Here is a 23,428-nt window from a genome sequence, read left to right as displayed (position 1 = left end):
GTGCCCAGAGCGAACACCGCGACCCGTAGCATCGAAGCATGACCGTTCCCCGCATTTCAGTGTCCGCAGTGCCCTCGACCGAATCGACCGCCGACGTCATCATCGTCGGGGCGGTGGCGTCCCCCGACGGTCCGCGCCTGTTCGCCGACCCCGGCTTCGAGGGTGTCGCCGAGCAGTTCACCGCCGTCGCGGTGACCGGCGCCAAGGACCAGATCGTTCGCCTCGCCCCCATCGCCGGTGCCGCCGCGAGCATCGCCGTCGTCGGTCTGGGTTCCGTTCTCTCCCCGGACGCACTGCGCTACGCGGCGGGCTCGGCGGTGCGCCAGCTCACCGGATCCAGCACGGTGGCCTTCGCCTTCCCGCTGACCGACGCCGACCAGGCGGCCGCGGTGCTCGAGGGCGCCGCGCTCGGCGCGTACGCGTTCACCACCTACCGTAAGGCGTCACTGTCGGCCACCAAACTCCCCGCCGGCGACATCACAGTGCACACCGACCAGGCCGGTCCCGACGCCGCGGACCGGGCTGACGTCGTCGCCGGCGCGGTGAGCCTCGTCAAGGACCTCGTCAACACTCCCCCGCTGGACCTGTACCCCGAGTCGCTCGCCGCGCTGGCCGCCGAGGCCGCGGCCGGACTGCCCGTCACGCTCTCGGTGTGGGACGAGGACCAGCTCGTCGCCGACGGGTTCGGCGGCATCGCCGGCGTCGGCCAGGGGTCGACGCGGCCGCCTCGGCTGGTCAAGGTCAGCTACGAGCCGAAGGGTGCGACCAAGCACCTCGCCCTGGTGGGCAAGGGAATCACCTTCGACACCGGCGGACTCTCCCTCAAGCCGCCGGCATCCATGGTGGGCATGAAGTACGACATGACCGGCGCGGCCACAGTCCTCGCCGTGACCCTCGCCGCCGCCCGGCTCGGGCTGCCGGTGCGGCTGACAGCGTGGCTGTGCATCGCCGAGAACATGCCGTCCGGCTCCGCCATCCGCCCCAACGACGTGTTGAGCATGCGCGGCGGGCGCACCGTCGAGGTCCTCAACACCGACGCCGAGGGCCGCCTGGTGCTCGCCGACGGCCTCGTCGCGGCGGGCGAGGAACAGCCTGACGCGATCATCGATGTCGCCACCCTCACCGGTGCGGCCATCGTCGCGCTGGGCACACGGTACTCGGCCGTCCTCGGCGACGACGACCTCGTCGCCCACGTACTCGCCGCCAGCAAGGCCGAGGGCGAGTTGGCCTGGCCGATGCCGATGCCGGAAGAACTGCGCGCTCTGCTCAACTCCGATGTCGCCGACATCGCCAACGCCAAAATCGGGAATACCGGTGGCGGGATGCTCCTGGCCGCCGTTTTCCTGCGCGAATTCATCCCCACCATTGGGGCGGGGGCGGACGCCCGGGTCATCCCCTGGGCGCACCTGGACATCGCCGGCAGCGCTCAGCTCGTCGGTGGCGGGCTCGGCTTCACCGCCCCAGGGCCGACCGGCGTGACCGTTCGCACCCTGCTGCGACTGGCCGAGGACTTTTCGCGCCCGTAGTACAGTCGTATAGGCAGGAAAATCCTTGCCGTTCAACGCCCACCCGCGCACAACATGCGCTGGTGGGCCGTGAAAGTGTATGTGATGCACGAGGGAGTATCTGGGTGTCTGAACAGAATTTTGACCTTGTAGTTCTCGGCGGAGGCAGCGGCGGATACGCGGCCGCATTGCGCGCCGTTCAGCTCGGCCTGACCGTCGGCCTGATCGAGAAGGACAAGCTCGGCGGGACCTGCCTGCACGTCGGCTGCATCCCGACCAAGGCGTTGCTGCACTCGGCCGAGGTCGCCGACGTGAGCCGCGAGTCGGCCAAGTACGGCGTCACGACGTCGTTCGAGGGCATCGACATGGCCGCCGTCACCGCATTCCGCGAGGGCATCGTTGCCAGCAAGTTCCGCGGCCTGCAGGGCCTGATCAAGGCCCGCGGCATCACCGTCATCGCCGGTGAGGGCCACCTCATCTCCCCGACGACGGTCCAGGTCGGCGACGACACCATCGTGGGCAAGAACGTCGTTCTGGCCACCGGTTCGTACTCGCGCTCGCTTCCCGGCCTGGCCATCGAAGGTCGCGTCATCACGAGCGAGCAAGCGCTCGAGCTCAACTACGTGCCCAAGAAGGTCGCCGTCCTCGGCGGCGGCGTCATCGGTGTCGAGTTCGCCAGCGTCTGGAAGTCCTTTGGCGCCGACGTCACCATCATCGAAGCCCTCCCGCACCTGGCTCCCAACGAAGAAGAGTCCGTTTCCAAGCAGCTCGAGCGGGCCTTCCGCAAGCGCGGCATCGAGTTCTCCCTGGGCGTCCGGTTCCAGTCCGTCACGCAGGATGACTCCGGCGTCGTCGTCACTCTCGAGAACGGCACCACCATCGAGGCCGAGCTCCTGCTCGTTGCCGTCGGTCGCGGCCCGTCCACCGCTGGACTCGGCTTCGAAGAGGCCGGCATCACCATGGACCGCGGCTTCGTCATCACCGACGAGCGTCTCGCCACCAACATCCCCGGCGTCTACGCCGTCGGCGACATCGTCCCCGGCCTGCAGCTCGCGCACCGCGGTTTCCAGCAGGGCATCTTCGTCGCCGAGGAGATCGCGGGCCTGTCCCCGATCGTCGTGGACGACCTGAACATCCCGAAGGTCACCTACTGCGACCCCGAGATCGCATCGGTCGGATACACCGAAGCCAAGGCCGTCGCCAAGTTCGGCGCCGACAAGGTCACCAGCTACGAATACAGCCTGGGTGGCAACGGCAAGAGCTCGATCCTGGGCACCACCGGCTCGATCAAGGTCGTCCGCGAGGCCGATGGCCCCATCATCGGCATCCACATGATCGGCGCCCGCGTGGGCGAGCTGATCGGCGAAGGCCAGCTCATCGTGAACTGGGAAGCGTACCCGGAGGACCTCGCGCCGCTCCTGCACGCGCACCCCACCCAGAACGAAGCGCTGGGCGAGGCCTTCCTAGCCCTGGCCGGCAAGCCGCTGCACGCGATGTAGCCCGTTATCGGCACCCATTTTCGTTACAGAGATTCTCACTAACATTGGTCAGACATTAATGGTTTCAAAGGAGACAAACGCATGAGCGAATCCGTCAACCTCCCGGCACTCGGTGAGAGTGTCACAGAGGGTACGGTTACCCGCTGGCTGAAGAACGTGGGAGACCGCGTCGAAGTCGACGAACCGCTGCTCGAGGTATCGACCGACAAGGTCGACACCGAGATCCCATCCCCGATCGCCGGCATCATCGAAGCCATCCTCGTGCAGGAAGACGAGACCGTCGAGGTCGGGACTCCCCTGGTGACCATCGGCGACGGTTCGGCTCCGGCCGCCGCCCCCGAGGCTGCAGCCCCCGCGGCGGCAGCGCCCGTCGCCGAGGTTCCCTCGACCGAGGCACCGGCCCCCGCCGAGGCACCGGCCGCCGTCGCCCCGCCGGCTCCCGCCGTCGTCGAGCCGGCCCCCGCAGCGCCGGCGGCACCGGCAGCACCCGCAGCACCCGCAGCATCCGCAGCACCCGCACCCGTCGTTGCAGCCCCTGTTGCCGCAGCACCGGTTGCCGCTGCACCTGTCGTCGCAGCCCCCGAGGCGCCCACCCCGGCCGCCGAGCCCACCCGCGGCGCCCACGCCGGTACCAGCGGCTACGTCACGCCCATCGTTCGCAAGCTCGCGAACGAGGCCGGCGTCGACCTGTCCACCATCACCGGAACCGGTGTCGGCGGACGCATCCGCAAGCAGGACATCGAGTCGGCAGCCGCTCCGGCCGCCGCACCGACGGCTCCGGCCGCCGCGGTCGTCGAAGTGTCGCCGTTGCGCGGCACGACTGTGCCGATGTCGCGCCTGCGGAAGGTCGTCGCCGAGCGCGCCGTGGCCTCCATGCAGCAGACCGCCCAGCTCACGACAGTCGTCGAGGTGGACGTGACCCGGGTCGCCATGCTGCGCGACAAGGTCAAGGTCTCCTTCCACGAGAAGACCGGCAACAAGCTGTCCTTCCTCCCGTTCTTCGCCCTGGCCGCGGCCGAGGCGCTCAAGGCGAACCCGATCATCAACGCAACCGTTGACGGCACCTCGATCGTGTACCCGCCCCAGGAGAACATGAGCATCGCCGTCGACACCGAGCGCGGACTGCTGACCCCGGTCATCCGCGACGCCGGAGAACTCGACCTGGCCGGTTTCGCCGCCCAGATCGCCGACCTGGCGGCACGCACCCGTGACAACAAGCTCAAGCCCGACGAGCTGTCCGGTGGCACGTTCACGCTGACCAACACGGGTTCGCGCGGCGCGCTGTTCGATACCCCGGTGGTCTTCCTCCCGCAGAGCGCCATCCTCGGCACCGGCGTGGTTTACAAGAAGCCCATCGTCGTCAGCGACAAGGGCCTGGACTCCATCGCGATCCGTTCGACGGTGTTCCTGGCACTGTCCTACGACCACCGCATCATCGATGGAGCGGACGCCTCGCGCTTCCTCACCACGATGAAGGCACGTCTGGAGGCCGGAGCATTCGAGGCGAACCTGGGCATCTAGTCCACTCGCGTCGCTCGCTCCGACCGATCCGCCTGGCGGGTCAGTAGTCGAAGAGTTCACGTAGTCGCCAACCGGCCTCGCCCTTGATCACCAGGGCAGAGGCCGGTTGTGCGTTAACTCCTGACCCCCCGGTCGCTCCCAGCACGACCAGCGCCGCGTTGCCGGTGCGCTCGCGCAGTTCGGCGGTCACCGGCATGGCCGGATGCTCGGTGGCCGTCGAGGCCGGCTCCTGTGCCGCCTGGCGCTGCCGGATCCGGTATCCGTCGTCGGCCATCACCACCGAACCCGGCTGGTCGACGTCGTCAAGGCAGAGCACCGACGCCGCCGCCAGGCACTCGTCGCGGCGCCGCAGCAGCACCAGGACCGCTGCCGCCGGGTCGTCGGCCTCGATAATCGTCCGGTCGGCGTCGGCGCCGGGGACCGCCTTCGCGCTCTCCCCCGGTTTCCCCGGTTCCGCCGGTTCCGTCGCAGAGGACACAGGTGCCGCGCCCGTCGGCGCCGGCCGGAGAACGGGCACCACCGTCAGGCCCGCCACCAGCAGGACGACGGCGAGACCCAGTCCCAGCACGACGGGCGGGCTCGCAATCCGATGCCGCGGCATGAACCCGGCCATCCGCCGCCGCAGTGCGGGGATCAGTCCCACGCGTGCCCACGGGGCTGCCACGGGCGGCACGGGCGGCGACACGGGCACGGGAGCCGCCGGTGACCCAGGAAGCGGCGACTCGGCAATCGCCCCGTGCACCGCACCGTGCACCGCCCCGTACACCGCATCGCGGACCGGGCCCGCCGTCGCCCAGGCGAACAGCGCGGCTTCCAGGCCGGTCAGGGTGGACGGAAACGGCCGGGCCACCGTCGCCGCCTCGAATTCGGCCAGCAGAGCGGGGGCGCCGGCCGTGCCCGGATCGGCGGGATCCAGGTAGTCCAGCAGGATGCGGACGAAGCCGGCCAGCCCCACGGCGGCGTCCCGCCGTAGCGGCACCCCTGCCGCCCCCTCCGGCAGGTCGACCAGGGCGCCCAATCCGAGCAGCACCGGCCGGCCACGGCCGTCGAATCTGATGCACTCCGGCCGCACCAGCGAATGGCTGAGTCCTGCCTCGTGCACCACCTGCAGGCTTGCCGTGACGGTCGCGGCAATCGTCACGACCTCTGCGGCAGCGATACGGCCACGCGCCGCCAGCAGCCGGTCGAGGGACGGTCCCGGAAGATGGTCGAGCACGAGGCACACCCGCCCGTCAGCTGTCGTCGCCGTGTCCCTCAGGCCGACCAGGACGGCGGGGCCAGCGCCGACGAGACCGCGAATCTGCCGATCGATCGCAGCAGGGGCGGCCGCACGTCCGAAGACCTTCAGAGCAACGGTGACTCCGCCCGGCTCCGGCGGGCGTGCCAGAAAAACCTCTGAGCTGCTTCCCGTGCCGATCCGGCGAATGAGGTGGTACCCCGCAAGTGTCTCCGCGCCGATCCGGGCCCCGGCCCTGTCCCACTGCTCGTCCACCTGCTGGTCCACCTGTTGCTCCTTCGTCCGTCGGCCCCGCCCTCCGCGAGGTCACCACGACCAGGGCCCAGAGTGCCGCCGTGATCGTGCGGCCGCCACGGCCGCCGGTGTTGTGGGGAAATCCGACCCACCGCGCCGTTGGGGAGGAGAGCCCCGTAGACTTGCCGCATGCTCGACTTTGTCGTCGCGGGGCTAAGCGCCAACTCCGTGCCGTATTTCGAGGGCCTTGAGCTCCAGCGCGCCGTCCATCGCACGGTGGTGTCCGGTCAACGACCGAACACCGTCCTGCTCCTCGAACATCCCGCCGTGTACACGGCCGGCAAACGCACCCAGCCGGAGGACCGTCCAACCGACGGCACCCCGGTCGTGGACGTCGACCGCGGCGGCCGGATCACCTGGCACGGGCCGGGGCAGCTGATCGGATATCCGATCCTCCGGCTGACGGAGCCCATCGATGTCGTCGGCTACGTGCGCCTGCTCGAAGGCATCCTGATCGACCTGCTGGCCGACTTCGGCATCGACGGTCGCCGCGTCGCCGGACGCAGCGGTGTCTGGGTCGGACCGGCCGGGGCAGAGGACAAGATCGCAGCCATCGGCATCCGGGTCGCCGACGGGGTCACAATGCACGGCTTCGCCCTGAACTGCAACAACTCCCTCGACCCCTACGAGCGGATCGTGGCCTGCGGCATCGTCGACGCCGGAGTGACCACCATGTCCAGGGTCCTGGGCAGGGACGTCACCACCGAAGAGACCGTCGAGCCGCTCACGGAGCATCTGCGCAGCCGGCTGCTGGTGTCGGCATGAGCGCCGCACCGGAAGGGCGCCGCATGCTGCGGCTGGAGATCCGGAACGCCGAAACCCCCATCGAGCGTAAACCGGACTGGATCAAGACCAGGGCCAGGATGGGCCCGGAGTACCGCCAGCTGCACGAGCTGGTCAAGAGCGAAAACCTGCATACGGTCTGCCAGGAAGCGGCCTGTCCCAACATTTACGAGTGCTGGGAAGACCGCGAGGCCACCTTCCTCATCGGCGGATCCCAGTGCACCCGGCGCTGCGACTTCTGCCAGATCGACACCGGCAAGCCAGCGGACTATGACACCGACGAGCCACGCCGGGTCGCCGAGTCCGTGCTGGCCATGAACCTGCGCTATGCGACGGTGACCGGAGTCGCCCGTGACGATCTGGCCGACGAAGGCTCCTGGCTCTACGCCGAGACGATCCGCCAGATCCACCTGCAGAGCCCGGGAACGGGCGTGGAGATCCTGGTGCCCGACTTCTCCGGCAATCCGGACTATCTGGCCGAAGTCTTCTCCGCACGACCGGAGGTGTTCGCGCACAACGTCGAAACCGTCCCGCGGATCTTCAAGCGCATCCGTCCAGCCTTCCGCTACGACAGGTCGCTCGACGTGCTCAGCCAGGGCCGCAGCGCCGGGCTGATCACCAAGTCCAACCTGATCCTCGGCATGGGCGAGGAACGCGCCGAGGTGTCCCAGGCACTGCAAGACCTGCACGATGCCGGCACGGACATCATCACCATCACCCAGTACCTCCGGCCGAGTCCCCGCCATCTGCCGGTGGCCAGGTGGGTGCGGCCGGAGGAGTTCGTCCAGCTCAAGGAGGAGGCCGAGCAGATCGGCTTCCTCGGCGTGCTCGCCGGACCGCTCGTGCGCTCCTCCTACCGGGCCGGCCGACTCTGGGCACAGTCGATGGTGGCGACTGGACGGGAGGTCCCCGAACAGCTCAGGCATCTCGCCGATGCGACCGTGGGCTTCAGCCAGGCCGTTTGACCCTAAATCCGTTCAACGCTCCGGGGTCGAATGGGTAGTCTTAGAACCATGGCACGAAGCAAGGACACGAGTCCCCGCACCCCCAAAGAACCTGGCCGCTTGAAGCAAATGTGGCAGGTCTTCCAGATGACCAGGCGCTACGACTCGAACATCGTTCTGTTCATGATCCTCGGCTTCCTGATCCCGGTCGCAGTCGGTTTGGCGCTCGCGCTGTTGCTGACCCCCGACAGCGGGTTCACGATCGCCCTGTGGATCGTCGCCGGAGTCCTCGGTGGAGTCCTGGCGATGCTGATCATCCTGGGTCGGCGTGCCGAGAAGGCCGCGTACTCGCAGATCGAGGGCCAGCCGGGCGCCGTGGGCGCCGTGCTGCGCTCCTCGCTGAAGCGCGGCTGGGTGGGCAGCGAAATGCCCGTCGCCGTCAACGGCAAGACCCAGGATGCCGTGTACCGCGCCGTCGGGCGCGGTGGTGTTGTCCTGATCAGCGAAGGCCCGCGCACTCGCACGGCCCGCATGGTGGACGAGGAACGTCGATCGGTGGCCAAGGTGGGTGGCAACGTGGCCGTCACGGTCATCTCCGTCGGTCCGGACTCCGACGCAGTGCCGTTGCACAAGCTTGCTCGCCGTCTCACCAAGATCAAGCCGTCCCTGACCAAGGCCGAGGTGCTTGCGGTCAACAACCGCCTGAACTCCATCGCCAAGAAACTGCCGATCCCCAAGGGCGTCGACCCGACCAAGGCCCGTCCGCAACGCGGCAACTAGGTCAGGACACAACGGGCTTCAGCACAATAGAAAGGGCACGGGTCACCCCGTGCCCTTTCTGCGTACCAGGAGACTGCGCTCAGCGCCGGATGAGGACCGTGCCGGCGATCTTGTCGTGGAAACCACGCTGATCCGAGTCCCAGACCAGGGCTGGAACGGCCAGGCCGAGGAGCACGGAGCGAACGACGGGGCGCCAGAGACCTGCACGACGACCGGTGAGATCGATCAGTCGGAGGCCGAACAGTCGGTGGCCGATGCTCCCGCCGAAGACGGCGAGCTGGAGGGCCTGTAGCAACACGAAGACCGCCAACACCACGAAGCCGTCGTAGTTCAGCCAGGTGTAGCCCCAGATCAGGCAGGTCAGTGCCACGGCAATGAACCAGTCCACGACCAACGCTCCGATCCGCCTGCCCACCCGCCCCACCGAGTGCGGACCGGTGCGGGGCAGGCCGAGGCGCTCCCCCGGCCAGGTGCTGGGCGGAAGCTGCCCGAAAGTGGTGGGTCCAGAAGGCGTCGAATTCACCCGATCAGTGTACCGAGCGACCTCGTCTGTAACATGGAGGAAACATAAGCGTCATTCTTAAGTAACCCGTCCGTAATAGTCTCGGGGAAGCCGCAGTGTGCGACATTTCTAGTCACCCACGCCTACGTCGTTTGGAGTAAACCCGCATGTTCCGCGATTCGTCCGAAGTGCTCTCGTTCATCAAGGACACCGATGTCAAGTTCCTTGATCTCCGCTTTACCGACCTGCCGGGTGTGCAGCAGCACTTCAACATCCCCGCGTCGACCGTTGACGAGGACTTCTTCACCGTCGGCCAGATGTTCGACGGCTCGTCGATCCGCGGGTTCGCATCGATCCACGAATCCGACATGCAGCTCATCCCCGACGTGACCACCGCGTACATCGACGCCTTCCGCGCCGAGCGCACGCTCATCATGCTCTTCGACATCTACAACCCGCGCAACGGCGAGATCTACGCCAAGGACCCGCGCCAGGTTGCCAAGAAGGCCGAGAAGTACCTGGCGTCCACCGGGATCGGCGACACCGCGTTCTTCGGCTCCGAGGCCGAGTTCTACATCTTCGACGACGTGCGCTACGAGGTCAACCAGCACACCAGCTTCTACTCCGTCGACTCCAGCGAAGGCGCCTGGAACTCCGGCCGCAAGGAAGAGGGCGGCAACCTCGCCAACAAGACCCCCTTCAAGGGCGGCTACTTCCCGGTCAGCCCGGTCGACCAGCACGCAGACATGCGCGACGACATCTGCCTCAAGCTGATCGACGCCGGCCTCATCCTCGAGCGCAGCCACCACGAGGTGGGCACCGGCGGCCAGGGCGAGATCAACTACAAGTTCGACACCATGGTGCACGCAGCCGACGACCTGCTGAAATTCAAGTACATCGTCAAGAACACCGCACACGAGTGGGGCAAGACGGCCACGTTCATGCCCAAGCCGCTCTTCGGCGACAACGGCTCCGGCATGCACACCCACCAGTCGCTCTGGGCAGACGGCAAGCCGCTGTTCTATGACGAGGCCGGCTACGGCGGACTGTCCGACGTCGCGCGCTGGTACATCGGCGGCCTGCTCAAGCACGCCCCGGCCGTACTCGCCTTCACCAACCCGACCGTGAACTCGTACCACCGCCTCGTTCCCGGCTTCGAAGCACCGGTCAACCTGGTCTACTCGGCCGGCAACCGTTCGGCCTCGATCCGGATCCCGATCACCGGCACGAACCCCAAGGCCAAGCGCCTCGAGTTCCGCGCCCCCGACGCCTCCGGCAACCCGTACCTCGCGTTCGCGGCGCAGCTGATGGCCGGCCTGGACGGCATCAAGAACCGCATCGAGCCGCACGAGCCCGTCGACAAGGACCTCTACGAGCTTCCGCCGGAAGAGGCCAAGAACATCCCCCAGGTTCCCGCGTCGCTGGAAGAGGCCCTGCAGGCGCTGGAGGCCGACCACGACTTCCTGCTCGCCGGCAACGTCTTCACCCCGGAGCTCATCGAGACCTGGATCGACTACAAGCGCGAGAAGGAGATCAAGCCCCTCGCGCAGCGCCCGCACCCGTTCGAGTTCGAACTGTACTACGGCGTCTAATCGATACCGGGTTCATCACTGAGTGAACGACAGCGGGACCGCACCCATCGGGTGCGGTCCCGCTGTGGTTAACCGGAGAACGGCCCTGGACGCTCCACCGGCCCGTAGAACCGGCGCTCGAAAACGGCGCGGGCCCGCCGGGTCACCGACAGGTAGTCCTCCTCCAGCTGGTTCGCGGATCCGGGTGGGTACTCCATCATGCGGGCCACGCCGTCCAGCTGTATCCGGTCGCTGGGCAGCACATCGGCGGTCTTGTTGGTCCACAGGGTGATCGCCGAGCGGCACCTGGATGCGAACAGCCAGGCGGCGCGCAACGTGGCGGCCTCGGCCTCGGTCACGAAACCGTGCCTGGTCGCCTCGTCGAGCGCGATGAGAGTGGAGGTGGTGCGCAGCGACGGCAGCGCCGCGGCGAACTGCAGCTGCAGGAGCTGCACGAACCACTCCACATCGCTGAGCGAACCCCGACCGAGCTTGAGGTGGCGATTCGGGTCTGCGCCCTGGGGCAGTCGCTCATTCTCCACCCTGGCCTTGATGCGCCTGATCTCGCGCACCTCCTGCTCGCTGATGGCAGCAGGGTACCGAACCGTGTCCATGACAGCGTGGAAGCTCTCCAGCAGGGCGGGCTCCCCGGCGATGCCCCGCGCTCGCAGGAGCGCCTGGGCCTCCCAGGTCAGGGACCAACGGCGGTAGTAGGCCTGGTACGAGTCGATGGACCGTACCACGGCACCGTTTTTGCCCTCCGGCCGGAGGCCGATGTCGAGGTCGAAGGGCAGCCGGTTGTCGTCGGTGAGCCGGTTCAGCTCCCGCACGATGAAGGTGGCCCGGTCGTGCGCGGCGCTGCCCTCCAGGGTGCCGGGCCGGAAGACGTACATCACGTCGGCGTCGGATCCGAAGCCCAGCTCCGCTCCCCCGAACCGACCCATGGCGATCACGGCGAACTCGATCCCGTCCGGTGCCACCGGACCGTCGTCGCCGGTGAGGCCGGTGCCGCGGATGGCGCCCAGAACGCCCTGGATGATCACTGTCGACACGTCGGTCAGCCCGGCGGCGAGCTCGTCGATGGTGGTACGGCCGAGGATCGCGGAGAGGGCCAGCCTGAGCATCTCCCGGCGCCGGCTGGTGCGCAGCACCGACGCCGCGGCATCCGGGCTGCCGTGCCTGGCCAGGACAGCCCTGGCCTCGTCCTGCAACACGCTGAGCGGGCGGGGGCGCAGGTCGTCGTCGTGTTCAAGCCAGGCGACGGCCTCGGGGATCGTCTCGAACAGTTCGCCGACGTATCGTGATGCGGAGAGGACCCGGGTCAGCCGCTCGGCCGCTCCAGAGGAATCCCGCAGCATCCGCAGGAACCAGTAGGTCGACCCCAGGCTGTCACTGAGCCGGCGGAAGGCCAGGAGCCCGTAATCCGGGTCGGCGCCGTCAGACAACCATTGCAGCAACACCGGCAGCAGGTGCTGCTGGATCGTCGCCCGCCTGGACACACCGCCGGTGAGGGCTGCGATATGAGCCAACGCTCCTGCCGTGTTGCGGAACCCGATGGCGGCCAGTCTGGCCTCGGCTTGGGCGCTGGTGAGGTTCAGTCCCTCTGCGGGCAGCGCGGCGACGGCGGAGAGCAGCGGCCGGTAGAAGAGCCTCTCGTGCAGACCCCGGACGCGGTGCTTGGTGGCCTCCCAGCGGCTGGTCAGCGCCGCGGCGCTGGTCGCCAGCCCCGTCGCCCTGGCTAGCACCCGCAGGCCGGCCTCGTCGCGGGGAAGCAGGTGGGTTCGGCGCAGCCTGTCCAGCTGCAGGCGGTGCTCCATCAGCCGGAGCATCCGGTAGTCCTGGGCGAACTCGGCTGCCTCTGCGCGGCCGACGTAGCCGGATTCGGCGAGGGCGGCGAGGGCCGGCAAGGTGCCGGGCTGGCGGACGTCTGGGTCGGCCTGGCCGTGCACAAGCTGCAGGAGCTGCACGGTGAACTCGATGTCGCGCAGTCCCCCCGGGCCCAGCTTGAGCTGCACGGCGACCTCGTCCGCCGGGATGTTGCTGGTGACGCGTTCACGCATCCGCTGCACGGAGTCGACGAAGTTCTCGCGGCTCGCACTCGTCCATACCTTGGGCGCGACGGCAGCGACGTATCGTGCGCCCAGTTCGAGGTCGCCGGCCAGCGGGTGTGCCTTGAGGAGGGCCTGGAACTCCCAGCTTTTCGCCCACCGGTCGTAGTACGCGATGTGGGAGTCGAGGGACCGCACCAGGGCACCTGACTTGCCCTCCGGCCGCAGGTTCGGGTCGACCTCCCAGAGTTCGGGCTCCATGCTCGGCTGGTTCAGTCCGCGCATCGTGAGGATCGCGAGCCTGGTCGCGATGTCGACGGCCCTGGCGGTCTCGAGGCCCTGGGCCTCGTCGCCCTCCGCGACGAAGATCACGTCGACGTCGCTGACGTAGTTCAGTTCGCCGGCACCGGCCTTGCCCATGCCGATCACGGCCAGTTTCGTCAAGCGGACCTGCTCGAGCGGAAAGACGCCGTGTGCGGCGACGGCGCCGCCGGCCATTCCCCTGGCGACCGCGAGGGACGCCTCGAGGGCCGCGGCGGCGAGGTGCGCCAGCTGCCGGGCGATCCGGTCCAGCCCGGCCACGGGATCCGCCTGCTCAAGGTCGTACGCGGCCAGCTCGGCGAGTCGTCTGCGGTATCGCACCCGCAGGGCCACCCACCCATCGTCGCCGACGAGGTCGGCGACTCCGCCGGTGGCGCGCACAGCGTCGAGCAGGTCATCGGTGAGCTCGGCCAGGCCGGGCAGCACCGCGGTCCTCTCGTGCAGCACAGCCAGTTCGGCCGGATGCCGCAGGAAGAAGTCGGTCAGCCCCGTCGACGCGCCGGACACCAGCACCAGGCGCTGGAGCGCGTCGGGGTGCCGCCGGAGGGCGTCGAATTCGGCCGGGGCCCTGCGCACCAGCGACAGGACCGCGAACAGGGCCGCGTCCGGGTTCGCCGCGCGGCTGAGCAGCGGAAAAAAGTCGGACGGATCCGGCCCGCCCAGCTCGCTGACCTCATCGAGGCGGGCGCGGGCCTCGCCGAGATCGGCGAAGCCCACGCGAGCGAGGTCTGTCAGGGTCAGCTGTTCTCTCGCCATGTCCTGTGCCTAACCAGAGCTGCCCTGTCCGGCCGCCCTAGAGCATCTCGAGGTTTTTGTTCAGTTCGAACGGAGTGACCTGCGAGCGGTACTCGCGCCATTCCTGGCGCTTGTTGAGCAGCACGTAGTTGAAGACGTGCTCACCGAGGGTCTCCGCGACGAGCTCTGACTCCTCCATGTATTGGATGGCGTGGTCGAGGCTCGCGGGCAGCTGGTGGTAGCCGAGCGCGCGACGTTCGGTGTCGCTGAGTCCCCAGACGTTGTCTTCGGCCTCCGGCGGCAGCTCGTAACCCTCTTCGATGCCCTTGAGCCCGGCGGCCAGCATCAGCGAGTACGCAAGATACGGGTTGGCCGCTGAGTCGATGGCGCGGTACTCGATCCGCGAGCTCTGGCCCTTGTTCGGCTTGTACAGGGGAACCCTGATGAGCGCCGAGCGGTTGTTGTGCCCCCAGCAGACGAAGCTGGGCGCCTCGTCGCCGCCCCAGAGACGCTTGTAGGAGTTCACGAACTGGTTGGTCACGGCCGTGATCTCCGGCGCGTGCCGCAGCAGCCCCGCGATGAACTGGCGACCCGTCGTGGACAGCTGGTACTGCGCACCGGCCTCGTAGAAGGCGTTGGTGTCCCCTTCGAAGAGGGACAGGTGGGTGTGCATGCCCGAGCCGGGCTGGTCGGAGAGCGGCTTGGGCATGAACGTCGCGTAGACGCCCTGCTCGATGGCCACCTCCTTGATCACGGTGCGGAAGGTCATGATGTTGTCCGCCGTGGTCAACGCGTCCGCGTAGCGCAGGTCGATCTCATTCTGACCTGGGCCGGCCTCGTGGTGGCTGAACTCGACGGAGATGCCGAGGTCCTCCAGCATCCGCACCGAACGTCGACGGAAGTCGTGGGCGGTGCCACCAGGGACGTTGTCGAAGTAGCCGGCTGAGTCGACCGGGACGGGCCCGTTCTTGCCGAACTTTGACGACTTGAGCAGGTAGAACTCGATCTCGGGGTGGGTGTAGAAGGTGAAGCCTCGCTCGGCTGCCTTCGCAAGGGTGCGCTTGAGCACATTGCGCGGGTCGGCGACGGCGGGCTGTCCGTCCGGCGTGGTGATGTCGCAGAACATGCGCGCTGTGGGGTCGACCTCGCCCCGCCACGGCAGAATCTGGAAGGTCGTGGGGTCCGGGTGGGCCAGCACGTCGGCCTCGAAGGACCGGGTGAGGCCCTCAATGGCCGACCCGTCGAAACCGAGGCCCTCGGCGAATGCACCCTCCACCTCGGCCGGCGCGATCGCGACCGACTTGAGGGTGCCGACCACGTCGGTGAACCATAGTCGAATGAACTTGATGCCCCGTTCCTCGATGGTCCGAAGAACGAAGTCGCGCTGCTTGTCCATCCACGCCCTTTCTTGTTGCTCCTAGGCTACCGTGCCGCTCGGTCCGCGGGCCAAAATCGGCTGATCGCGGCGACGAATGCCGGGCAAAAATGCGCGCTGGGTACACTGACACCATGTCAGAGTCAGCCACACCGGACGCCGCCACCGCCATCGACGTGCAGAACCCGTACGCCGGCGCACCCGCCGGACCCAAGCGCGTACGCACCAGGCATTTTCAGAACGCGAAGCAACAGGGCATCCCGATCACGGGCCTGACCAGCTACGACATGCTCACCGCGCAGATCTTCGACGAGGCCGGCATCGACTTCCTGCTGGTCGGCGATTCGGCCGGCAACAACGTGTTCGGATACGAGACCACATTGCCGGTCACCGTTGACGAGCTCATCCCGCTCACCAGGGCGGTGGCGCGGGCCGTGAAGCGGGCCCTGGTCGTCGCCGACATGCCGTTCGGCAGCTACGAGACCGGCCCGTCCGAAGCCCTGCACACCGCGGTGCGCTTCATGAAGGAGGCGCAGGCCCACGCTGTGAAGCTCGAGGGCGGCGTGCGCAGCCGCAAGCAGATCAAGCGCATCGTGTCAGCGGGCATCCCGGTGATGGCCCACATCGGCTTCACGCCGCAGAGCGAACACGGTCTGGGCGGGCACATCATCCAGGGCCGGGGCGGCGCCGCAGACGCCTTGATCGCGGACGCCCTCGCCGTGCAGGACGCCGGCGCATTCGCCGTCGTGCTGGAGATGGTTCCGTCGCCGGTGGCCGCCCTCGTCACCGAACGCCTGGAGATCCCGACCATCGGCGTCGGGGCGGGACCAGGCGTCGACGGGCAACTCATGGTGTGGACGGACTTCGCCGGCATGACGGCCGGGAGGGTGCCGAGGTTCGTTCGCCAGTACGCCAACCTGCGCACGGTGCTCTCGGATGCGGTGCACGCGTTCAGGGACGACGTCGACTCCGGCGCCTATCCAGGCGCCGAGCACAGCTACGAGTAGCGCGGCTCCGAGGGGAGCGGATCCCGCTTAGCGGTTGTCCGCGGCGTCGTCCTCTGCCCATTTCGCGCTGTTCGCGCGCAGCTTGTCGAGGGCATGCGTCGCCTCATCGAAGGTCGAGAACGGTCCGACCCTATCGATGGACGGCGACAACAGGCCCTTTTCGACCGCACCCGTGCGCATGTTGTACCAGAACTGTTGTTCAGCATCTTCGGCCATAAGCTTGATCCTATGCCTAAGGATTCTGCCGGTCACCTCATTCCGGGAACCGTGTCCAGCCACCGTTCCGTTCCGTCCCACATCGAAAGGCCGGAATACGTCGGGCACACGGCGCCGGCCCGGTTCACCGGCTCCGATGTCTACTCCCCCGACCGCATCGAACTCATCCGCGAGTCCGGACGGATCGCCGCGGAGGCCATCCAGGCGGTCGGCCGCGCGGTCGTGCCCGGGGTCACCACGGAGGAACTCGACCGCGTCGGCCACGAATTCCTGCTGCGCCACGACGCCTACCCCTCCACCCTGGGCTACCGGGGCTACCCCAAGTCGTTGTGCTCGTCGGTGAACGAAGTCATCTGCCACGGCATTCCCGACGATACGGTCCTCGAGAACGGCGACATCGTCAATATCGACATCACCGCGTATAAGAACGGGGTGCACGGCGATTCCAACGTGACGTTCATCGTCGGCGAGGCCTCTGAGGAGGTCACCCTGCTCGTCGACCGCACCCGCGAGGCCCTGGCCCGCGGCATCAAGGCCGTCGCGCCCGGCCGGCAGGTCAATGTGATCGGTCGCACCATCGAGTCCTATGCGCGCCGGTTCGGTTACGGCGTGGTGCGGGACTTCACCGGCCACGGTGTCGGCGATGCCTTCCACTCCGGCCTGATCATCCCCCACTACGACTCCGCACCGCAGTACGACACCGTCATGGAGGTCGGCATGGTGTTCACGATCGAACCGATGTTGACCCTGGGCACCGGCGACTGGGACATGTGGGCGGATGACTGGACGGTCCTCACCAAGGACCGGAGCATCACAGCGCAGTTCGAGCACACCCTGGTGGTCACCGAACGCGGCGCCGAGATCCTGACCGTCGTCTAGCCGGTAGATTGTCACAATGAGTTCACCCACTGCCATCGGCATCGACATCGGCGGAACCGGCATCAAGGGAGCCGTGGTCGACCTGTCCACGGGTGCCCTGCTCTCCGACCGCGTCAAGTTGCCCACGCCCAAGGGCGGCCGCCCGCAGGACATCGTCCAGACGACCCGCCAGATCCTGGCGACGGTATCGGCCGGAGCCGGCGACCTCCCGATCGGCGTGTGCTTTCCCGCCGTGGTGAAGAACGGCCACACCATGTCCGCAGCCAACGTGTCGGACAAATGGATCGGCCTGGCCGCTGAAGCGCTCTTCGAGAAGGGCCTCGGCGTGCCGATCCACTTCGTCAACGATGCGGACGCCGCCGGCTACGCGGAATCCGAGTTCGGTGCGGCCAAAGGTGTGAACGGTGTGGTGTTGCTCACCACCCTGGGCACCGGCATCGGTACCGCGCTGATCAACGACGGGGCCCTGGTGCCCAACACCGAGCTGGGACACCTCGAGATCGACGGTGTCGACTACGAGACCCGCGCTGCGTTCTCGGCCAAGGAGCGCGACAACCTCAGCTGGGAGAAGTGGGCCGGTCGGCTGCAGAAGTACTACTCCAGGCTGGAGGCCCTCTTCACGCCCGATCTCTTCATCGTGGGTGGAGGGGTGTCCAAGCACCACGAGGACTTCCTTCCCCTGCTCACGCTGAACACCCGGATCATCCCGGCCGTGCACCGCAACAACGCGGGCATCCTGGGCGCGGCCGCGCTGGCGGCCAGCCACGCGCCCGCCTCGGTCTGACAACCGCGGGAGTTCCCGCGGGCGGTCGTCTCAGTAGGTCAGCTCAGGCTGTCGTTGACGCTCCGGCCCTGGCGGTCGAGCGGTCCCGACGCGCCCGCCACCACACCCGTACCCTGTGTGCCTGTCTGCGCACCACACGGGTGAGCCGGTGCGCGGCGGGAAACTCGGTGCCGAGGCCCGCGACGCCGATGAAGACGATCAGCCAGCCGGGCCCGGGCAGGGGCACCAGGATCAGGCCGACAGCGATGACCACGATCCCCGCGACGGCCACGAGCACGCGGTAGGGAGCCCGGATCCGGGGATGACGATGGATCCACGCCCGCGACCGGGTCAGGTGCCGGCGTACTGATGTGCTCATGGGCCCAGCGTAAGAGTCCAGGCTGGGAATGCGCCACCCCTCCGGCGGCTCGCACCGGACTCCCAGGAAAGCGGGGAGGAAAGTGGAATGGGCCGGCTATTACGCCGGGTTCTGTCCAGGCTTGCGCCCTGGACGGCCATCTATCTCGGGACTACGTTGCCGCAGCCCTCTAGCGGTCTACCCGGAAACTCGGCGAGCCGCCTTGGCGTTTCCTGTTCGACCTTGCTCCGGACGAGGTTTACCGAGCCGACCAGGTCACCCTGGCCGCTGGTGGTCTCTTACACCACCGTTTCACCCTTACCGCGGGCCTGAGCCTGCGGCGGTCTACTTTCTGTGGCACTGTCTCGCGGGTTGCCCCGGGTGGGTGTTACCCACCGCCCTGCTCTGTGGAGCCCGGACGTTCCTCGGCATCACGGGTTCCGAAGAACCCAGGACGACGCGACCGTCTTGCCGGCCCATTCCGCACCCGAGCCTACAGGAACGACGAGCCGTGCGGATCGGTCAGGCAGATCGGTTCAGATGCCCGACTCGTCGGTGCGCACCAGGATGGCGCCGCAATCGGGGCAGAAGACGACGTCGTCGGCCGGAGCGGCCCGCACATCCTCCAGGTCGCTGCCGGTGAGGGTCATGGTGCACCCGCTGCAGGTGCGCGCGCGCAGGAGCGCGGCCGCGTTGCCCCGGCCGACGACACGGCGCTTCTCGTACAGGGCGGCCAGGTCGCCCCCGATCGAAGACGCGATCGCCGATCGGTCCCTGGCGAGTTCGCCCAGCTGGCGGTTCAGGTCCACGAGCAGCGCGTCACGCTCTGCCTCGATGTCGGCCACGCGGGCCGCGATCGTGGCGCGCTCTGCCTCGGTCTCGGCGACCAGGGCCTCCTTCTCCTCGAGGCGCTCCATCACCGCGAGTTCGATCTCCTCGAGCGCGCCGAGGCGTTTGCCCAGCGCCGCCAACTCGGCCTCGAGGGCGTGCACGTCCTTGATCGATGACGTGTGCTGGGCGCGGTCGGTGTCCCTGGCGATGCGCTTCTCGACGACCTCAACGTCCGACTCGATGCGGCGCAGCTCGATCCGCGCATCCTCGACGTCGCCGGTGCGGCCGGTCAGGACGGTCTTGGACGCGTCGAGCGTGCGGCCGAGCGCCGTGAGTTCGGCGTGCTGTGGGAGAGCCTTGGCCTGGTGTTCGACCTGCTGCAGTTTGGTGTCCATGGCCTGGAGCCGCAGGAGCTCCTTCTGCTCAACTGGAGATGCCTTCACGATGACCTGACCTTCATGGATTATGGAGTTGGAAAAAACGGGGTGTGGATCACGGTTCACTGGGTGACGACGAAATCCCACGGGTCGGTGCTCAGATCGCTGACCTGCACAAGGATGCCGGGCAACCGCGCGCGTAGTTGCTGGGCGGCGGTCTCCAGCCAGAGCCATTCGCTGGCCCAGTGTGACACGTCGATGAGAGCCGGACCAACCCCGGCGAGCATGGACTGCTCCCTCGACTCCGACACGGGGTGATGCCGCAGGTCTGAGGTGATGAAAACATCGGCCGAACGCACCGGGGGCTCGCGCAGCAACGAATCCCCCGCGCCGCCGCACAGGGCCACGGTCCTGACGATGTCGGAGTAGCCTCCGGCGGCCCGGATACCGGACGCCGTCGGCGGTACCAACTCGGCCAGGAGGCGCGCCAGGGCGCCGACGGTGGTCGGCTCAGCCAGGCGGCCGACCCGGCCGATCCCGGTGCCGGGCGCTGTGCCGGGCGCTGTGCCGGTCGTGATGGGCCGCACATCGGTCAGGCCCAGTCGTTGGGCGAAGATGTCGGAGACGCCGTCCGCGACGACGTCGGCGTTGGTGTGGGCGGCCAGGAGTGCGCAGTCGGCTCGGATCAGCCGGGCCAGGAGAGCGCCCTTGTATCGGTCCTCTGCCACGCTGGTCACGCCGCGCAGCAGCAGCGGATGGTGGGCGAGCAGCAGGTCTGCACCGGTGTCGACGGCCTCGGCGACGGTGTCGGCGACCACATCTACGGCGAGCAGGATGGACTCCACCCTGGCGGCGGGGTCACCGCTGACCAGGCCGGGCGCATCCCAGTCCTCGGCTCCGGACAGCGGCCACAGGTCATGGGAGACCCGGGCTACTTCAGCGAGCGAGAATGACACCACGCCAGCCTACTAGGTGCACCGTGCCGACACGGCGGCACTCACCAACCGAGGGTTCCCGGTGTCCCCTTGAACGGTCCGACGATCCGGTCGGTGATCCACCCGCCGTAGAAGTCGCCAGGCTGAGCCCGCACGACCTCCCCGTCCACCGTGCACTCGTCCAGCCGCCCCGGGTACACGGCGACCCGGCCGGCAAGACTCTCGAAGCCCGGTTCAGGACTGGGGTAGTACCACGCCACGGCATCGGCGCGACGGTCGCCGACGACGATGGCGAGGTAGCCGGCGAGGCCCTTGTACTCGCACACGCTGTGACCGTTGACGGGCCGCAGCACCCCAGCGGCGAATGCGTCCCTCGGCAGGTAGTAGGTGGGCGGATGGCTCGTCTCCAGAACCCGGACGCTGTCCCTGGTGTCGAGGATCACGGCACCGTTGAAGCGCAGCACGATGTGTTCCCGGCTCGGTTCGACGCGGGGCGGGCGCGGGTAGTCCCACACCGACTCCTGACCTGGGCCCGGTGTCACCCGGTGCAGCGCTGAGCCGCTCACGGGCCGTTACCGCGGTCGCAGGCCGGCGCCGTACACGGCAGCCTGTGTCCGCCGTGCCATCCCGAGTTTGGCGAGAAGGCCGGAGACGTAGTTCTTGACGGTCTTCTCGGCCAGGTCGAGCTGGTCGCCGATCTGACGGTTTGTCAGTCCCTCTGCGATGAGCTCGAGCACCTGACGCTCCCTCGTGGTGAGGTTGGACGTCGGCGAGTCCGCCGCGGTCCCCGTCAGCTCCGTGACGACCTTTCGGGTGACGGCCTTCTGCACGAGGGACTCCCCCCTCGCGACGCGACGGATCGACTCGACGAGGTGCTGCCCGCGGATATCCTTCAACACGTAGCCGGCGGCCCCGGCCAGGACGGCGGAGTAACTCGCCTCGTCATCGTCGTACGCCGTGAGCATCAGACACTGCACGACGGGGTTCGCCGACCGGATCGTGCGGCACACGTCGATTCCGCTGCCATCGGGCAACCGCACGTCGAGCACAGCGACATCCGGCACGGTCGCGGCCACGCGGGCCACGGCCTGCCGCGCCGTCGACGCTTCGCCGACGACCTCGAGGTCCGGTTCGGCGTTGATCATGTCGGCGATTCCGCGTCGCACGACCTCGTGGTCATCCACCAGGAAGACTCGGATCATCACGATTCCTTTCGTACAGGTTCAGGTTCTATGAGGGCGGTCCAGCGTAGTCGACTGCCGCCCCTGGCCCGGTTCTCGAGCACGACGTCTCCGCCCCACTGTGCGGCGCGGGCGGCCAGGTTCGCCAGCCCGCTCCGTCGGTCGGATTCAACGACGCCGACCCCGTTGTCGACCACCTCGATGACGACGAGGTCGTCTGCCACGCTGAGGTTCACGACGGTTTCGGTGGCCTGGGCGTGCCTGACGACGTTCATCAGGCCCTCCCTGATGACCGCGGCGATGTCGTCTGACATCTCCGGCGGCGTGAGGAGGTCGATCGGGCCGGTGAAGACCAGACGCGGGGTCTGCTCGAACAGGGAGGCGAGTTCGCTCAGCAAGTCGATGATGCGGTGTCGGATGGAGCCGCGATCCCGGCTGGTCTGCGCCGTCAGGGCGAAGATGGCGGTGCGGATCTCGACGATCGCGACATCGAGCGCGACCACTTCCTCGATGATGCGCTCGCGCACCTCAGGGTCGTCGACGGACCCGCTGATGGCCTGCAGACCGATGCCGGCGGCGAAGACGCGCTGGATCACGTTGTCGTGCAGGTCCCTGGCGATCCGGCTGCGGTCCTCCAGCAGCGCGAGCTTCTGCCCGGCCGTGCGGCCCCTGGCGAGCTCCAGTGCGACGCTGGCCTGACCGGCGAAGTCCGCCGCCATCTCCAGGTCGCTCGTTGTGAATCGGGGGCGACCGGTCGACCTGGACACCGTCATGACTCCGTGCGTGCGGCCAGAGGCGAGCAGCGGGATCACCATGGTGGGCCCGAGGACGAGCTGGGCGTCCGCCTGGTCGAGGCTCGCTCCGCCGTCTGCGGTCAGAATGGGCTGGCCGCTCTCGAACGCGCGCCCCACAGTGGTGCCGGCCGCGGGGATCACCATCCCCTTCACCTGCTTGGCCTGCTTGCCACGTGCCGTGTCGACGATGAGGGTGCCGACGCCGGCGGCGAGGACCACGCAGACCAGGTCGGCATCGGCGAGGGAGGCGAACCTGTCGGCGAGGAGTTCGAGTGAGGCATCGGCCCGGTCGGACAACAGGGCGGCGCTGATCTCGGCCGACGCTGCGGACCAGCGCTGACGGCGCCGGGTCTCATCGAAGAGCCTGGCGTTGTCGATGGCGATTCCCGCTGTCGCGGCCAGCGCGGTCAGCAATTCCTCGTCCTCCTCGCTGAACGCGCCGGAGGCCTGATTGGAGAGGTAGAGGTTGCCGTAGACCTCACCGCGCACGCGAACGGGCACGCCGAGGAAGCTGTCCATGGGCGGGTGGTGCGCCGGGAACCCGGAGGACCGTGAGTCTTCGCCCAGGTGGGTGAGCCGGATGGCGTGCGGATCGTCGATCAGTGCGCCGAGAAGGCCGTGGCCGGCGGGAAGGTGACCGATCTCCGCTGCCTGTTCGTCGGGAATGCCGACGTGGATGAACTGCTCGAGGTTGCCGCTCGGCGCGATGACGCCCAGGGCGCCGTACTGGGCGCCGACGAGGTCGACGGCGACATCCACGATGCGGCGGAGGACGGCGGCGAGGTCGAGCTCTTCCACCACGGCCTGGCTGGCTTGAAGGAGGCTGCGAAGACGGCCCTGGGTGGCGAGCACCTTCTGGGCGTTGAGGACGAGTTCAGACAGAGCCTGATCGAGAGCTGACCTGGGTCCGTCGGGAAACGAAAGCCTGGTCTCAGGAACGGTCACAGAATACGTCCCCTTTCGGTTCGCGCT

At 68.0% G+C, this 23,428-nt stretch carries 21 protein-coding genes and 1 other RNA gene; 10 read left to right on the top strand and 12 right to left on the bottom strand.

What is annotated here, in order from left to right; all coding sequences use genetic code 11:
- Positions 1-38: 38 nt before the first annotated feature.
- The 3 genes from BJQ94_RS09025 (at position 39) to sucB (ending at position 4,525) form a co-directional block, all read left to right on the top strand.
- Positions 39-1,526 carry a leucyl aminopeptidase gene (locus BJQ94_RS09025; RefSeq protein ID WP_265401095.1) on the top strand — a complete coding sequence of 496 codons (1,488 nt, stop codon included), beginning with the start codon at positions 39-41 and terminating at the stop codon, positions 1,524-1,526.
- 104 nt (positions 1,527-1,630) lie between these two features.
- Positions 1,631-3,004, top strand: a complete 1,374-nt coding sequence (gene lpdA, locus BJQ94_RS09020; RefSeq protein ID WP_265401096.1) for a dihydrolipoyl dehydrogenase — start codon at positions 1,631-1,633, stop codon at positions 3,002-3,004.
- Between the two features lie 81 nt (positions 3,005-3,085).
- Positions 3,086-4,525 carry a 2-oxoglutarate dehydrogenase, E2 component, dihydrolipoamide succinyltransferase gene (gene sucB / locus BJQ94_RS09015; RefSeq protein WP_265401097.1) on the top strand — a complete coding sequence of 480 codons (1,440 nt, stop codon included), beginning with the start codon at positions 3,086-3,088 and terminating at the stop codon, positions 4,523-4,525.
- A gap of 40 nt (positions 4,526-4,565) precedes the next feature.
- On the opposite strand, the gene BJQ94_RS09010 is transcribed toward sucB, so the two are convergent.
- Complete coding sequence (locus BJQ94_RS09010; protein ID WP_265401098.1) at positions 4,566-6,029, bottom strand: serine/threonine-protein kinase; 1,464 nt, start codon at positions 6,027-6,029, stop codon at positions 4,566-4,568.
- A gap of 156 nt (positions 6,030-6,185) precedes the next feature.
- On the opposite strand from BJQ94_RS09010, the gene lipB reads away from it, so the two are divergent.
- Genes lipB through BJQ94_RS08995 form a run of 3 tightly spaced genes read left to right on the top strand, consistent with a single transcriptional unit; the run spans position 6,186 to position 8,563 of the window.
- Positions 6,186-6,821, top strand: coding sequence for a lipoyl(octanoyl) transferase LipB (gene lipB / locus BJQ94_RS09005; RefSeq protein ID WP_265401099.1), 636 nt, complete (start codon positions 6,186-6,188; stop codon positions 6,819-6,821).
- The gene (gene lipA / locus BJQ94_RS09000; RefSeq protein WP_265401100.1) at positions 6,818-7,804 is read left to right on the top strand and encodes a lipoyl synthase; all 987 of its coding nucleotides are present in this window, start codon (positions 6,818-6,820) and stop codon (positions 7,802-7,804) included. Before lipB ends, lipA begins: the two co-directional genes overlap by 4 nt.
- 48 nt (positions 7,805-7,852) lie before the next feature.
- Positions 7,853-8,563, top strand: coding sequence for a DUF4191 domain-containing protein (locus BJQ94_RS08995; protein ID WP_265401101.1), 711 nt, complete (start codon positions 7,853-7,855; stop codon positions 8,561-8,563).
- A gap of 79 nt (positions 8,564-8,642) precedes the next feature.
- On the opposite strand, the gene BJQ94_RS08990 is transcribed toward BJQ94_RS08995, so the two are convergent.
- The gene (locus BJQ94_RS08990) at positions 8,643-9,086 is read right to left on the bottom strand and encodes an RDD family protein (protein WP_265401102.1); all 444 of its coding nucleotides are present in this window, start codon (positions 9,084-9,086) and stop codon (positions 8,643-8,645) included.
- Between the two features lie 146 nt (positions 9,087-9,232).
- Between BJQ94_RS08990 and glnA (BJQ94_RS08985) the strand changes: the two genes are divergently transcribed.
- On the top strand, positions 9,233-10,657 hold the full coding sequence (glnA, locus tag BJQ94_RS08985) for a type I glutamate--ammonia ligase (protein WP_265401103.1): 1,425 nt from the start codon (positions 9,233-9,235) through the stop codon (positions 10,655-10,657).
- Between the two features lie 68 nt (positions 10,658-10,725).
- Here glnA (BJQ94_RS08985) and BJQ94_RS08980 read toward each other — a convergent pair whose 3' ends face one another.
- Positions 10,726-13,761, bottom strand: a complete 3,036-nt coding sequence (locus tag BJQ94_RS08980) for a bifunctional [glutamine synthetase] adenylyltransferase/[glutamine synthetase]-adenylyl-L-tyrosine phosphorylase (RefSeq protein ID WP_265401104.1) — start codon at positions 13,759-13,761, stop codon at positions 10,726-10,728.
- Between the two features lie 37 nt (positions 13,762-13,798).
- Positions 13,799-15,136: a type I glutamate--ammonia ligase gene (gene glnA, locus BJQ94_RS08975; RefSeq protein WP_066595282.1), complete on the bottom strand. Its 1,338-nt coding sequence runs from the start codon at positions 15,134-15,136 to the stop codon at positions 13,799-13,801.
- 113 nt (positions 15,137-15,249) lie between these two features.
- Between glnA (BJQ94_RS08975) and panB the strand changes: the two genes are divergently transcribed.
- Positions 15,250-16,122 carry a 3-methyl-2-oxobutanoate hydroxymethyltransferase gene (panB, locus tag BJQ94_RS08970; RefSeq protein ID WP_265401105.1) on the top strand — a complete coding sequence of 291 codons (873 nt, stop codon included), beginning with the start codon at positions 15,250-15,252 and terminating at the stop codon, positions 16,120-16,122.
- A 27-nt stretch (positions 16,123-16,149) separates the two neighbouring features.
- Here panB and BJQ94_RS08965 read toward each other — a convergent pair whose 3' ends face one another.
- Positions 16,150-16,338: an SPOR domain-containing protein gene (locus BJQ94_RS08965; protein ID WP_265401106.1), complete on the bottom strand. Its 189-nt coding sequence runs from the start codon at positions 16,336-16,338 to the stop codon at positions 16,150-16,152.
- Between the two features lie 12 nt (positions 16,339-16,350).
- On the opposite strand from BJQ94_RS08965, the gene map reads away from it, so the two are divergent.
- Together map and BJQ94_RS08955 are read left to right on the top strand one after the other, a co-directional pair.
- Positions 16,351-17,217, top strand: coding sequence for a type I methionyl aminopeptidase (gene map, locus BJQ94_RS08960; RefSeq protein ID WP_265401107.1), 867 nt, complete (start codon positions 16,351-16,353; stop codon positions 17,215-17,217).
- A gap of 16 nt (positions 17,218-17,233) precedes the next feature.
- Positions 17,234-18,001 carry a polyphosphate--glucose phosphotransferase gene (locus BJQ94_RS08955; RefSeq protein ID WP_265401108.1) on the top strand — a complete coding sequence of 256 codons (768 nt, stop codon included), beginning with the start codon at positions 17,234-17,236 and terminating at the stop codon, positions 17,999-18,001.
- A gap of 43 nt (positions 18,002-18,044) precedes the next feature.
- Here the strand turns inward: BJQ94_RS08955 and BJQ94_RS08950 are convergent, their stop codons facing one another.
- From BJQ94_RS08950 to BJQ94_RS08920, 7 genes are all read right to left on the bottom strand, one after another.
- Positions 18,045-18,359, bottom strand: a complete 315-nt coding sequence (locus BJQ94_RS08950) for a TIGR02611 family protein (protein ID WP_265401109.1) — start codon at positions 18,357-18,359, stop codon at positions 18,045-18,047.
- Positions 18,360-18,443: 84 nt separating this feature from the next.
- Positions 18,444-18,817: RNase P RNA component class A (rnpB, locus tag BJQ94_RS08945), an RNA gene on the bottom strand.
- Between the two features lie 57 nt (positions 18,818-18,874).
- Positions 18,875-19,612 carry a C4-type zinc ribbon domain-containing protein gene (locus BJQ94_RS08940; RefSeq protein WP_265401110.1) on the bottom strand — a complete coding sequence of 246 codons (738 nt, stop codon included), beginning with the start codon at positions 19,610-19,612 and terminating at the stop codon, positions 18,875-18,877.
- Positions 19,613-19,668: 56 nt separating this feature from the next.
- Complete coding sequence (locus BJQ94_RS08935) at positions 19,669-20,502, bottom strand: Nif3-like dinuclear metal center hexameric protein (protein ID WP_265401111.1); 834 nt, start codon at positions 20,500-20,502, stop codon at positions 19,669-19,671.
- Positions 20,503-20,543: 41 nt separating this feature from the next.
- On the bottom strand, positions 20,544-21,047 hold the full coding sequence (locus BJQ94_RS08930; protein WP_265401112.1) for a DUF427 domain-containing protein: 504 nt from the start codon (positions 21,045-21,047) through the stop codon (positions 20,544-20,546).
- 6 nt (positions 21,048-21,053) lie between these two features.
- Entirely contained in the window at positions 21,054-21,683 is a 630-nt protein-coding gene (locus BJQ94_RS08925) for a response regulator transcription factor (RefSeq protein WP_265401113.1), read from the bottom strand.
- The gene (locus BJQ94_RS08920; protein WP_265401114.1) at positions 21,683-23,401 is read right to left on the bottom strand and encodes a GAF domain-containing protein; all 1,719 of its coding nucleotides are present in this window, start codon (positions 23,399-23,401) and stop codon (positions 21,683-21,685) included. Before BJQ94_RS08920 ends, BJQ94_RS08925 begins: the two co-directional genes overlap by 1 nt.
- Positions 23,402-23,428: the final 27 nt, after the last annotated feature.

The organism is Cryobacterium sp. SO2, from assembly GCF_026151165.2.
Lineage (GTDB): Bacteria > Actinomycetota > Actinomycetes > Actinomycetales > Microbacteriaceae > Cryobacterium.
The sequence above is the reverse complement of the archived record's forward strand: the minus strand, read 5'-3'. Positions and strand labels throughout refer to the sequence as shown.